Origin of the sequence: Sutcliffiella sp. NC1 (assembly GCF_027594365.1) — a bacterium.
In the GTDB taxonomy this organism is placed as follows: domain Bacteria; phylum Bacillota; class Bacilli; order Bacillales; family Bacillaceae_I; genus Sutcliffiella; species Sutcliffiella cohnii.
In genome coordinates, this window is record NZ_CP115153.1 from 3,320,525 (window position 1) to 3,332,895 (window position 12,371).

General features: G+C 36.2%; 11 protein-coding genes. All 11 read right to left on the reverse strand.

Annotated features, from left to right (window positions below):
• Nucleotides 1-224: 224 nt before the first annotated feature.
• The 11 genes from spoIVB to nusB all read right to left on the reverse strand — a co-directional run bounded on the left by spoIVB (nt 225) and on the right by nusB (nt 12,158).
• Nucleotides 225-1,517, reverse strand: coding sequence for a SpoIVB peptidase (gene spoIVB / locus O1A01_RS17365; RefSeq protein ID WP_270066431.1), 1,293 nt, complete (start codon nt 1,515-1,517; stop codon nt 225-227).
• Between the two features lie 261 nt (nt 1,518-1,778).
• Nucleotides 1,779-3,467: a DNA repair protein RecN gene (recN, locus tag O1A01_RS17370; protein ID WP_270064583.1), complete on the reverse strand. Its 1,689-nt coding sequence runs from the start codon at nt 3,465-3,467 to the stop codon at nt 1,779-1,781.
• Nucleotides 3,468-3,496: 29 nt separating this feature from the next.
• Nucleotides 3,497-3,946: a transcriptional regulator AhrC/ArgR gene (gene ahrC, locus O1A01_RS17375; protein ID WP_066412969.1), complete on the reverse strand. Its 450-nt coding sequence runs from the start codon at nt 3,944-3,946 to the stop codon at nt 3,497-3,499.
• Between the two features lie 206 nt (nt 3,947-4,152).
• Nucleotides 4,153-4,986 (reverse strand): TlyA family RNA methyltransferase, encoded by an 834-nt coding sequence (locus tag O1A01_RS17380; RefSeq protein WP_066412967.1) that lies wholly within the window; start codon nt 4,984-4,986, stop codon nt 4,153-4,155.
• 4 nt (nt 4,987-4,990) lie between these two features.
• Nucleotides 4,991-6,880 carry a 1-deoxy-D-xylulose-5-phosphate synthase gene (gene dxs, locus O1A01_RS17385; RefSeq protein ID WP_066412965.1) on the reverse strand — a complete coding sequence of 630 codons (1,890 nt, stop codon included), beginning with the start codon at nt 6,878-6,880 and terminating at the stop codon, nt 4,991-4,993.
• A 19-nt stretch (nt 6,881-6,899) separates the two neighbouring features.
• Nucleotides 6,900-7,505 (reverse strand): hypothetical protein, encoded by a 606-nt coding sequence (locus O1A01_RS17390; protein ID WP_066412962.1) that lies wholly within the window; start codon nt 7,503-7,505, stop codon nt 6,900-6,902.
• Between the two features lie 717 nt (nt 7,506-8,222).
• Nucleotides 8,223-9,119, reverse strand: a complete 897-nt coding sequence (locus O1A01_RS17395) for a polyprenyl synthetase family protein (RefSeq protein WP_066412959.1) — start codon at nt 9,117-9,119, stop codon at nt 8,223-8,225.
• The gene (locus tag O1A01_RS17400) at nt 9,120-9,356 is read right to left on the reverse strand and encodes an exodeoxyribonuclease VII small subunit (protein ID WP_066412956.1); all 237 of its coding nucleotides are present in this window, start codon (nt 9,354-9,356) and stop codon (nt 9,120-9,122) included. It lies immediately after the preceding gene.
• Entirely contained in the window at nt 9,349-10,701 is a 1,353-nt protein-coding gene (gene xseA / locus O1A01_RS17405) for an exodeoxyribonuclease VII large subunit (RefSeq protein ID WP_270064584.1), read from the reverse strand. Before xseA ends, O1A01_RS17400 begins: the two co-directional genes overlap by 8 nt.
• Before the next feature lie 124 nt (nt 10,702-10,825).
• A complete protein-coding gene (folD, locus tag O1A01_RS17410) occupies nt 10,826-11,701 on the reverse strand; it encodes a bifunctional methylenetetrahydrofolate dehydrogenase/methenyltetrahydrofolate cyclohydrolase FolD (protein ID WP_066412948.1) in 876 nt (291 codons plus the stop codon).
• Nucleotides 11,702-11,765: 64 nt separating this feature from the next.
• Nucleotides 11,766-12,158, reverse strand: coding sequence for a transcription antitermination factor NusB (gene nusB / locus O1A01_RS17415; RefSeq protein WP_066412947.1), 393 nt, complete (start codon nt 12,156-12,158; stop codon nt 11,766-11,768).
• Nucleotides 12,159-12,371: the final 213 nt, after the last annotated feature.

Here is a 12,371-nt window from a genome sequence, read left to right on the forward strand (position 1 = left end):
ATTTCTATTCTACATATTCATTTCGACAACGCAACAGCATTTCCTCTTATTTTTAAAAAAAATCGTAATTTTTATAGTAAATCTCGTTTTTTCTTCAGTTATCTGCTATTTTCGACTAATTACGATATTTGACATAGGGATAGCAGTAACTTTGTCGAAAAATCTTTATATTATGTACATCATACATTATTTTGATTAATAATAAAAGAAAAAACGAGCCGTTTTCAGCTCGCTTTTTCCTCATCCTCTGTATTGTAAATATCAATCCCAGCTTCATTTAACATCCATTCAATATGAACTCCGTATCCGCTTGTTGGGTCATTAACAAATACATGAGTGACAGCTCCAATTATTTTTCCATCTTGAATTATTGGACTACCACTCATCCCTTGAACAATTCCCCCGGTTTTTTCCAAAAGTTTAGGATCTGTTATTTTTATTACCATCCCTTTTGTTGCTGGAAACTTTTGTTCTATTTTGCTTACAACTTCCACATCAAATTCTTCAACTTTATCTTCATCAACAACTGTTAATATTTTTGCCGGACCTTCCTTTACTTCATGCGGTAACGCAATAGGTAAAGCTTCGTCCATTTTTCCATTTTGAATATCTTTGTGTAATTTGCCAAATATACCAAATGGACTATTCCTTGTAATATCTCCAATTGCTTCTCGATCATTTGAAAATCTCGCGAGTTTTTCACCTGGTACACCGTTACTTCCTTTTTCTATCGACGTAACAGTCGAACGAACAATTTGTCCATCTTGAACGACAATTGGTTTCTTCGTATCCATATCAGAAATAACATGCCCTAGAGCTCCATATCTCATTGTTTTTGGATCGTAAAATGTCATCGTTCCAATTCCAGCAGCTGAATCCCTAATATATAATCCTATTCGGTACGAATCTTCATCTTTATCTTTTAACGGTGTTAATTCTGTTTCAATTGTTTCTTGCTCCCGTGCAATTTCTAATTGCAGAGATTTACCTTTTTTTCCTGCCTCTTGTACAAAAGGAGCAACATCACTCATTTGTTCAACGGTTTTGCCATTAATTTTCGTAATAATGTCTCCAACTTGAATTCCTGCAATTTCCCCAGGAGAATGCTTACCGTCTACTGTGTCTACTAAGTGGTGACCAACCACTAGCACGCCAACTGTATTTAGTTTTACACCGATTGATTGACCTCCAGGATAAACTTTATACTCCGGGATTACATCAACATTCATTTGTTTAATTGGAAATCCAGCCATTTCTAACAATACTTTTCCTTGGCCAGTTTTTCTTCCACTAACTGCAACCACTCCATCGTTATGTGAGACATCGACTGATGTGTCTGTCCCACCTACTTTTGCTTGAACTGGTAATGTTGCTGGAAAAGTTATCCCTTGTCCTTCAAAGACGGTTATTTTTGTAGGGATTTGTACATACTCTTTAAATGGTTGGAACACACATAACACCATGATGGAAACAAGGAGAAATGCGCCTATCAATTTTCTCGTTATATCTTTTTTCAACTGTTTCACTCTCCTCGCTCCTAACCCACACCTTTCATGGCTACATTACTAATATTGCCTCTTCTACCCTACATTTATAACTAACTTTATGATAAAAAACATACCCTTTTTGGATAATTTATACTTAGTGATATTTTTTGCATATTTCTTAACTATAATTTCAAGGATATACGTGTGTGAAAGAAAAAAATTAGAAGCACCTAAAAAATAAAAAAGTGGTTATACAGGAATATAATATTCCTATACAACCACGTTAAACTTTTATTTAATTCCTTTTTGGCGATTAGCGAGTTGTAATAATTCTTTTGCATGTTCTTTCGTGAGTTCCGTAACTTCTATACCTGATATCATTCGTCCAATTTCGTTAACCTTTTCTTCGATTGAAAGAATGTTAACTCTTGTTTTTGTTCGCTCTTTATCAATTTCTTTACTAATAAATAAATGCGTATCGCTCATTGCAGCGACTTGTGGTAAATGAGAAATACAAAGAACTTGTGATTCCACCGAAACAGAATAAATTTTGTTTGCAATTGCTTGAGCCACTTTTCCACTTACACCAGTATCTACTTCATCAAAAATAATCGATGTAATACCTTGATGTTGGGAAAAGATACTTTTCATCGCTAGCATTATACGCGATAACTCTCCACCTGAAGCAACTCTCGCTAACGGTTTTAACGGTTCGCCTGGATTTGTCGTTAAATAAAATTCTACTGCATCTACACCATTTTTTTGAAATTTATTATGAGAAGTAACGTTTACTTTGAAGTTTGCTTTTTCTAAATAAAGATCTCGTAGCTGTTCGTGAATTTTCTCTTCTAATGTTACCGCAGCTTTCGTTCTAGCTTCAGTTAAAGCTTTCGCTTCTAACAAAAGGTCTGATTCAACCGATTCAAGCTCCTGCTGTAGTTTGTGGATGTGAGAATCTTTATTTTGAATCGTTTCGAGTTCTTCTTCAATTTTTGCCGCATATTCTAAAATCTCTTCTACAGTACTTCCATACTTCTTTTTTAATTGCTTTATTTCACTTAATCGACCTTCTATAAAATCTAAACGTTCTGGGTCATATTCTAATTGGTCAATCTCATCACGAATATGATAAGAAACTTCTTCCAATTGATAATAGGCATTAGAAATCGTTTCATAAATGGTACCCAATTTTGGATCGATTGCCTTTAGCGCTTCCGTTTCACTCATAGCATGTCCAACCCAATCTAACCCTTTTTGTTCACCATGAAGACTATAATAGCTATTGTTTAACGCTTGGAAAAGTTTTTGATAGTTACTAATTTTATTTCTTTCTGCCAGTAGTTCTTCCTCTTCTTTCGGCTGTAGTTTAGCATTATTAATTTCTTCTAGTTGGAACTGAATTAGATCTAACCGATGTGCCATTTGTTGTTCATTTGTCGTTAAATCATTCAATCTTACCTCTAAACTTTTATAATGATCGTATACGTTATTGTACGCTTCCACACACTTGTTTATCGCTTCATTTCCGAATTGATCTAATAGGTCGATATGTAAATCAGCATTCATTAATTCTTGATGTTCGTGCTGCCCGTGAATGTCTACTAACGTACGCCCAACTTCTCTTAAAACGGAAATAGTTACTAATTTCCCGTTCACTCTACAAACACTTTTTCCTGATGCATGAATTTCCCTACGAAGCACGACCATATTATCATCTAATTCAATTCCAAGCTCATGACAAACGTGAATACATGGATGTTTTTCACTTTCTATTAGAAAAAGACCTTCAATTTCCGCCCTCTTTTCTCCATGCCTCACAAATTCTTGCGAACCTCGCCCACCTGCTAAAAGGTGGATGGCATCAATAATAATCGATTTACCCGCACCTGTTTCACCTGTTAATACCGTTAAACCTTTATCAAACGAAATAGATACCGCTTCGATTATTGCAAAGTTTTTTATCGAAAGTTCTGCAATCATAATACCTCACCTTATTTTTCTTTCTTGTTTTAAAGCATTCCTAAAAACTTGTCTGACAGCTGATTTGCTTCTTCTGGAGTACGACAAATAATTAAACAAGTATCATCTCCACAAATTGTGCCTAATATTTCAACCCAATCTAAATTATCTATTAAAACTCCAATTGCATTAGCATTACCAGGCATTGTTTTCATTACGATCATATGGCCAGCAACATCTAATTTCACGAAAGCATCAAGTAGTGATTTTCTTAGCTTTTGTAACGGGTTAAAACGCTGATCTGCTGGAAGGCTATATTTATAACGACCATCCTGCATTGGAACCTTTACTAAATGTAACTCTTTTATATCTCGAGAAACCGTTGCTTGAGTTACATTAAAGCCTAACCCTTTTAATAAATCGACTAATTCATCTTGTGTTTCAATTTCGCGATTTGTAATGAGCTCCCTAATTTTTATATGTCTCTGCCCCTTAGTCATTCATTGACCCCCTAATATTAAATAATAGCAATTCCTTCTAATATATACCTTTATCGTAAATCAATCATTGAATAATTAAAAGATTTTTTTCTTCAAAATAACTCTAATTTACGAAGAAAAATCAGTATTATGTCGAAAAGTTTCTTTTTTATCGTTTCATAATAATGTTTTCATTAATCTAAAAAATAGGGAATAACTTTTTATAGTTATTCCCCTTTTGCAGCTCGAAGTTGTGCATGTGCTTGGCTAACGACTTCTTCGATCGACTCATTTAATTTTATTTCATTCTTATGGTCTTCACCATAGTAAGAAAGGTGGAGTAAAAATTCAATGTTCCCATCACCACCTGTTATTGGTGAAAACGATAAGTTTTCAATTACATACTGTTGGTTTAAGGCAAATTGAATAATGTCATGTAACACTTGTTCATGTACTTTAGCGTCACGCACAATCCCTTTTTTACCAACTTGCTCTCGACCTGCTTCAAATTGTGGTTTTACTAAGGCAACAACGTCACTACCAGGAACTAAAAGTCCTTTTAAAACAGGTAGTATTAATCTTAGCGAAATGAAAGATACATCAATTGATGCAAACTCAGGCATTCCTTCTGTTAAATCACTTGGGGTAACATAACGGAAGTTTGTTCGTTCCATTACGATAACTCTTTCATCTTGACGTAACTTCCACGCAAGTTGGTTGTATCCAACATCTAAAGCATAGCTTTTTTTCACACCATTTTGCAGTGCACAATCCGTAAAACCACCAGTAGAAGCTCCTATATCTATCATCATTTTGTCTTTTATATTTAAATTGAATACTTTTAATGCTTTTTCTAGCTTAAGGCCACCTCTACTTACGTAAGGAAGTACGTTTCCCTTTATCGTAAGAGGAGCATCAATTGCAATTTTTTCTCCGGGCTTGTCTAAGCGTTCCTCATTCGAATATACTAACCCAGCCATTACGGATCTTTTAGCTTTTTCCCGAGAATCAACTAAACCTCTTTCAACTAGTAAAACATCAATTCTTTCTTTTTTTGTCATGTTGTTATGCCCTTTTTTGTTTTCTTCTTGCAATCGTCTTTATTGTCCGCACAACTTCAGGAGTTGTGAGTCCTATTTCTTCTAATAACGCCTTTACACTACCATGTTCAATAAAACGATCTGGTATACCCATACGTTTAATAGGGGAAGCATAGCCATGATCATTTGCAAATTCTAACACCGCACTTCCGAAGCCCCCTTGTAAAACGGCTTCTTCAATTGTTAATAACGGCATACAATCTTCCAATAAACTATGAAGCATCCCTTCGTCCATCGGTTTAATAAAGCGAGCGTTAATTACTTTAACAGAAACATCCTCTTTTTCTAGAAGTTCAGCTGCTTCCAATGCCATCGGAATGGTTGTACCAAATGTTAAAATTGCTGCATCGCTACCTTCTTTTAACACTTCCCAAGAGCCAATCGGAATTTGTTTAAGCTCTTCGTCCATTTTCACCCCTAGACCATTACCTCTAGGGAAACGTAGTGCAATCGGGCCATCATCATACGTTAAAGATGTATGTACCATATGTTGGCCTTCGTTCTCATCTTTCGGCATCATTAGTACTAAATTAGGCAAGTGACGTAAAAATGCTATATCAAATACCCCTTGGTGAGTTTCTCCATCTTCACCAACTAAGCCCGAACGGTCAATACCGATAAATACGTTTAAATTCGGACGGCAAATATCATGAACTACTTGGTCATACGCACGTTGTAAAAACGTAGAGTATATTGCTAAAAACGGCTTCATTTTTTGAGTAGCCAGTCCAGCAGCCATGGTGGTAGCATGCTGTTCTGCAATACCTACATCGTACATTCTTTCCGGGAACTCACTAGCAAAACCAACTAATTTAGAGCCTACTGGCATTGCTGGTGTAATCGCAACAATACGCTCGTCTTCTCTAGCCAGTCTTCTAACTGTTTCACTTATAACACTACTCCATGCAGGTGGTGCACTAACAGGTTTAATTAAATCTCCTGTTTCTATTTTATATGGACCTGTACCATGCCACGTTCCAACCTTATCTGTTTCAGCAGGCTTAAACCCTTTACCTTTTTTCGTTATTACATGAACGATTACCGGACCTTCTGTTTTCTTCGCATATTGTAAATTCTCAAAAAGCTCCTGATAATTATGACCATCAATTGGACCTAAATAAGTAAAGCCGAGCTCTTCAAAGAACATTCCGCTTACAAGTAAATATTTCACACTGTCTTTAATTCTTTCCGCAGTGGAAGCTAGCTTTCCACCAACTGCCGGAATTTTCTTCAACAGCATTTCTAATTCATCTTTTACCCAATTATACTTTCCAGCTGTTCGTAGTCTTCCTAAAACGCTATGAAGTGCTCCAACGTTCGGAGCAATCGACATTTCATTATCATTCAAGATAACAATCATGTTTTTCTTCTCATGTCCAATATGGTTAAGTGCCTCTAAAGCCATTCCACCGGTTAGAGCTCCATCACCAATAATTGGGATAACGTGCTCTTTTGTACCTTTAATATCTCTTGCCGCAACCATACCCATTGCAGCAGAAAGAGAAGTGGAGGAATGTCCGGTTTCCCATACATCATGTTCACTTTCAATCATTTTCGGGAATCCACAAAGACCTTTATATTGGCGTAACGTATCAAATTCACAGGCACGACCAGTTAATATCTTATGAACATATGATTGATGTCCAACGTCCCATAAAAGTTTATCTTTTGGGCTATCAAAAACTTTATGAAGAGCAATAGTTAGTTCTACCACACCTAAGTTAGGACCAATATGTCCCCCTGTTTTGGATAACTTCTCAATTAAAAATTGACGGATATCTGCACTTAGTGCTTCCAACTCTTCCGTTGACATCTTTTTTAATATTTGTGGGCTTGTAATCTTTGTAACATCCAAGAGGGACCACTCTCTTTCCTTACTTTTTTCGTTTTCTTTTTTTCTTATTTTTATTATCCTTCAAAATAGTAATTTTAAAGTTATTTTCTAATAAATGAAACACTTTCCCAGCTTGAAAAATAATGGGAGTTGAATATTTCATTGCTAACGACTTCCCAAATGCTTTACCACCAACAGTAAGCGCAGCTACAACACTTGTAAAAACGACAGAGATAACGTAATGAAAAGCGGAATCCTCTTGATGCTGCATAGAAAGTGTAAATTGAATTACCACTATAGCTGAAGCTGTACCACTAATAATACCAGATATATCTCCAATTACATCATTACAAAAGCTCGCGAATCGGTCGGCATTTCGAACGATATGAATCGATTGTTTTGCACCAAATACTTTTTCTGATGCCATTGCATGAAACGGTGTTTCGTCAGCAGCAGTTGCTGCAATACCGACCATATCAAAAAATATACCAATTAACACAATAATAAAAACGATTAACATTCCAATCGCCCATGTTACGCCAGATAAGAGTAGCGTAGAAACGATTGAAAAAATAGCCGCTAACACAAGCGTGATAACGGCAATCGCTAGACTCCAATTTATTGCGTCTTTAAACTTATTTATCATGTATTCATTTCCTTAATTATATCTATATAGTTTTCCACGTTCCTAATAATATGTAAGTGGAGTGGTCATATATAGAGTAAAGACTGCGGCTTAGGTCCAGTAGGTTTTCCCAAGCAAGTACTCGGTGTCGCCATCCGAGCGGTTCCCCTTTAAACTCACCTTAACAGTGTCGCCAGCTGTTAGACTGGATTACCACTTAGTCCGCACTATAATCCTCTATATATGTCATAAAGGAACAGTCTAGGAGTTTTCCTCCACAACCCTTAACCTTTTCTTAGCCTCTTTTGCAGAGCAGATTTCATATAGCTTAATTAGGAAATAAAAACTGGCCTTGCTTTTAATTCCCTCTGTACCTACAATCCCCTCTAACTCCACTCAAGGCAGGCTACGCTGCATTCTTTTTCCCCATGTAAAAAGAATAAGCAGGTTTATCACCATTCCGCTCCTCTCCCTTTATAAGACGAAAAGCAAAAAATGGGCCTCCGCGGAAGCAGGGTCCACGCCCACATGCCTTTGTGGATCGCCCTACTTCCTTTACTCCCTGCATCAACCCAAAGCTGGGCGCCTCAAGCCGACACAAGAAACTTCATCGATGTGCCCTTTAGCGGATTTTTAGGCCCGCCTTCCAAAAAGGTAGATTGACTAGAATACTGCACCACTCCTGTAAGTACCATAAATTATAACATATCGTTTAAAAACACTCAATCTTGAAAGACTTTAATGGTCTCGGTTACCAATTAAGTCACAAACTTGATGAAGGAGGTCATTTTTCAGTTCGAGAGAGGAAAGAAGGGCTTTTGCCGCACTAATATGCTCTTGTAATTTATCCTTGGCACCTTCCAACGTTAACAGAGATGGATATGTCACTTTATCATTAGCTGTATCAGAACCTACTCTTTTACCTATTTTTTCTTGTTCTCCTTCTATATCTAGAATATCGTCTTTAATTTGGAAAGCAAGTCCTATGTGATAAGCAACTTCTCTTAGTTTTTTGATTTCTTCTTCTGAAGCGTTAGCAAGTGTCGCACCAGCTACTAAACTAAATTCTAATAGCTTACCTGTTTTATGCTCATGAATATAGATTAAATCATTTAAACTTAAACTTTTTCCTTCACCTTCCATATCAGCTACTTGACCACCGACCATTCCTTCAGGGCCTGCTGCCATCGCTAACTCTTCTACTAATTTCATTCCTGTTAACGGGTCTATTTTATATTCCTTTATAAGCCTAGTAATCACTTGAAAGCTGAACGTAAGTAGGGCATCACCCGCTAGGACCGCCATCGCTTCTCCGAACACTTTATGGTTCGTTAGTTTACCACGTCTGTAATCATCGTCATCCATACAAGGTAAGTCATCATGAATTAGAGAATATGTATGAATCATTTCAACAGCAGCTGCCACCGGTAAACCAATTGCTTCATCTTTGCCGAATGATTGCAAAGTAGCCAACAACAATAGTGGTCTAATTCTTTTCCCGCCCGCATCTAATGAGTATTTCATTGCATCCACAATAACAGTAGGTGCATGAAGTTCAGATATATTGGCTGTTAAATATTCTTCTACTAATTGTTTATTTTCTTTGAAAAATTGCTCTAAATTTACTAATTCCATTTATTCCTCCTCCTGTACAGAGAAGGGCTCCAGCTCCCCATTTTCGCGGAGGATTTGTTCCATTTGTGCTTCTACATGCTTTAATCGGTCATGGCAATGCTTAGAAAGATTCATACCTTCTTTATAATAAGTTATAGCCTCTTCTAACGGAACATCCCCATGTTCTAATTTTTCTACTATACGTTCTAACTGCTTTATTGCATCCTCAAATGAAAGTTCATTCTTTTTCTCACTCATCCTTTTGTTCCTCCTTAACACTTTTTACTTCACAGTTTATAAAGCCATTTTGAACATGAATGGACATTTGATCTCCAATTTTCGTTTGCTCTACTCGTTTAATAACATCGTTATTTTCGTTATAAGCAATACTGTATCCTCTATTCATAATTTTCAACGGACTTAATGCATCAATTTGAGATAGCCTTTTATCAAATTCCCATTTCTTCTTTTGCAAAACCTGTAGCATAGCTTTTTGAAGTAATTTCGTTTGACTAGCTACGAGATTTTCTCCATCCGATACTTGTTTTTTCGGATGATGGCGACGAATCAACTCGTGTCTCCGCTCCCATTCGTTTCGTTTCCGTTCTATCGTACGTTTTATGTTGTAGTCTAAAAGTTCCATCATCCGGTCTAATTGTTGCTCTTTTTGTACATATAACTGTTTAGGATTTCTAAATGCATATGATTTTTGGATAGAGGATAGCTGTTCTTTCCGCTGAGAAAGAATGTGATAAGATGCTCTATGTAATCTTGTTTTTCTATCTAATAACTTATCCATTAAGTCTTTTATGTGAGGTACAGCTAATTCGGCTGCCGCTGTCGGTGTTGGAGCCCTTAAATCAGCTACCCAATCTGCAATTGTAAAATCTGTTTCATGCCCAACTGCAGAAATAATAGGTGTTTTCGATCCAAAAATTTCTCGAGCTACTATTTCTTCATTAAAAGCCCATAACTCTTCAATCGAACCGCCTCCACGTCCGACAATTAGCACATCCATATTAAGCTCGTTTGCCTGCTTTATAGCTTGAACAATGGACGGTGCTGCATTTCCACCTTGAACAAGTGCAGGGACAACAATAATTTGAGAAATAGGATAACGGCGCTTAATTGTTGTAATAATATCACGTACAGCCGCGCCAGTTGGCGATGTAATCACACCAATTTTTTCAGGAAAAGGTGGAATAGCTTTTTTATATTTCGCATCAAATAATCCCTCTTCAGATAGCTTTTTCTTTAATTGCTCGTAAGCTAAATATAAGCTACCAATTCCATCAGGCTGCATTTCTTTAATGTAAATTTGGTATTGCCCACTGCCTTCGTAGACCGTTATTTCTCCACGTACTAATACTTTCATCCCTTCCTCAGGTTTAAAAGGAAGGTTTCGATTATTTCCTGCAAACATGACAGCCTGCAGTCTCGCATTTTCATCCTTTAGTGTAAAATACATATGGCCACGACTATGTTGCTTATAGTTGGATATTTCCCCTTTAACTAAAACATCTTGTAAATGAGGATCTACATCGAACTTTCGTTTAATATATTTCGTTAGTGCCGTAACAGTTAAATACTTTTGTTCACTCATTCATAATGCTCCTTTTTGAAGCGTTTTCCTTATAATTTTCAAACAAAAAAAGAGACGAAGAATTTTGTCGTTTTCTTCCCCTCTTAACATATCATATTATGTTGAAACCGAAAAGTAGCAGGTTTTATGTACTACTTTTACTAAGTTTATTTGCTTTTTTACTAGCAGATTGAAGCGTATTTTGAAGTAACATCGTGATTGTCATTGGACCTACACCACCCGGAACTGGTGTAATATAACTTGCAACTTCTTTCACTTCCTGAAAATTTACATCTCCACAAAGCTTACCGTTCTCTAGTCGATTTACACCGACATCAATTACAATCGCCCCGTCTTTAACAAAATTAGCTGTGATAATATTCGGTTTGCCAACAGCAACAATTAAAATATCTGCACGTTTCGTGATTTCTTCCATATTTTTTGTTTTCGAATGACAATAAGTAATGGTCGCGTCTTCTTTTAAAAATAATTGACCCACTGGTTTTCCAACGATATTACTTCGTCCAATAACAACGACATGTTTGCCAGTAATACTTACCTTTAATGATTTAATCATCTCTAAAATTCCGTAAGGTGTACACGGAAGGAACGTTTCTTGATTAATCATCATACGCCCAATGTTGATTGGATGAAAACCATCTACATCCTTTTCTGGAGAGATTTTTTCAATTATAGCAAGCTCATTTATATGTTTAGGTAAAGGCAACTGAACTAATATACCGTCAATAGCACAATCTTTGTTAAAGTCGTCTATTCTATTAACTAATTCACTTTCTGTTAACGAGGTAGGATATTGTTCTACGATACATTTAATTCCCGCTTCTTCACATGCTTTCTTTTTTGCTTTTACATACGAGTGAGAAGCTGGATCGTCTCCTACTAATATTACAGCTAGTGTAGGCTGTACAGATTTAGATGAAATTAGTTGTTCTACTCTTTCTTTAATATAGGATCGTTTTTCTGTCGCTAGTTCTTTTCCTGAAATGATGACTGCTGACATGCAGTTTCCCCCTTACCCTCTAAAGAATGATCGAGCTACTAGGTTTGTATCGTATAAAAATATATTAAGATACTGTCTGCTGAACTTTTGAAAGGACTGCATTTACAAATTTACTCGATTTTTCATCGCCGAATTTTTTTGCTAGCTCTATTGCTTCGTCCATACTCACTTTTACCGGAACGTCATCTAAATACTTCATTTCATAAACTGCAATGCGAAGTATTGTCCTGTCTACGTTTCCTAAACGGTCAAAAGACCAATTTTCTAAGTGGTTCACTATAATTTCATCGATTTCTTGTAAGTTGTTGTAAGTACCTGTTACTAAACTATGTAAAAAAGGATCTGATTGTTCATTATCCTCTAGTACATATTGAATGGCTTCATCCGGAGTTATTTCACTCTTTCCAAATTGAAAAATGGCTTGTAACGCTTTTTCTCTGGCTAAACTTCTTTTCATTTTGCTTTTCTCCTTATATTGAAGTTAAAGAGTATAAAATGATAATAGCACACTTTTTTAAAAAAAGTATACTATTTTCTTCATTTTTTCACCCAAAACCCAAACGTTTTATTATTTTTTATTATTTTCATTCGTTTTTAGCGGAGTATCTATAAAGACTAATCACCCATAAACTACCGATACAATAGATGACGGTATTTTTATAGTAGCTAA

What these genes read in the sequence shown, in the direction of transcription:
- O1A01_RS17395 (WP_066412959.1), bottom strand. Translation starts at nt 9,119, where the DNA reads ATGGAATTAGTAAATTTAGAGCAATTTTTCAAAGAAAATAAACAATTA.
- xseA (WP_270064584.1), bottom strand. Translation starts at nt 10,701, where the DNA reads ATGAGTGAACAAAAGTATTTAACTGTTACGGCACTAACGAAATATATT.
- O1A01_RS17380 (WP_066412967.1), bottom strand. Translation starts at nt 4,986, where the DNA reads ATGACAAAAAAAGAAAGAATTGATGTTTTACTAGTTGAAAGAGGTTTA.
- ahrC (WP_066412969.1), bottom strand. Translation starts at nt 3,946, where the DNA reads ATGACTAAGGGGCAGAGACATATAAAAATTAGGGAGCTCATTACAAAT.
- recN (WP_270064583.1), bottom strand. Translation starts at nt 3,467, where the DNA reads ATGATTGCAGAACTTTCGATAAAAAACTTTGCAATAATCGAAGCGGTA.
- folD (WP_066412948.1), bottom strand. Translation starts at nt 11,701, where the DNA reads ATGTCAGCAGTCATCATTTCAGGAAAAGAACTAGCGACAGAAAAACGA.
- O1A01_RS17400 (WP_066412956.1), bottom strand. Translation starts at nt 9,356, where the DNA reads ATGAGTGAGAAAAAGAATGAACTTTCATTTGAGGATGCAATAAAGCAG.
- O1A01_RS17390 (WP_066412962.1), bottom strand. Translation starts at nt 7,505, where the DNA reads ATGATAAATAAGTTTAAAGACGCAATAAATTGGAGTCTAGCGATTGCC.
- nusB (WP_066412947.1), bottom strand. Translation starts at nt 12,158, where the DNA reads ATGAAAAGAAGTTTAGCCAGAGAAAAAGCGTTACAAGCCATTTTTCAA.